Source organism: Streptomyces hilarionis (assembly GCF_024539675.1).
Taxonomy (GTDB): Bacteria; Actinomycetota; Actinomycetes; order Streptomycetales; family Streptomycetaceae; genus Streptomyces; species Streptomyces hilarionis.
On sequence record NZ_JAHHIT010000704.1, the window covers coordinates 1 to 277 of the forward strand.

Annotated in this window: 1 protein-coding gene; it reads left to right on the plus strand. The window is 50.2% G+C overall.

The annotated features are described in order from the left end of the window. The coding region (locus tag KMS84_RS40080; RefSeq protein ID WP_256921582.1) for an MlaD family protein at positions 1 to 277 on the plus strand (277 nt) is incomplete at both ends.

Sequence of the window (277 nt, forward strand, 5' to 3'; positions counted from 1 at the left end):
CTTTTATGGAGCCGCCCTATGGGGCCGATGCTAAAAATACTGAAGAGCATAGCGCCTTTCCATTATTTAAAGACCAAGCAACTGCTTTGGCTCCGCCAGATGGTGAGCCCTTCTTCATTCGAATGCATTTCGATCAGTCAATGCGCGGTTTAGCGGTAAATGCGCCTGTCGAATTCCTAGGCGTGAACATTGGGAAGGTTGTGTCCACCGATCTGGACTTCAACCCGTCAACCAATAGCTTCGCGGTTATGGTTGGCGCGGTTATTTACCCCCAACG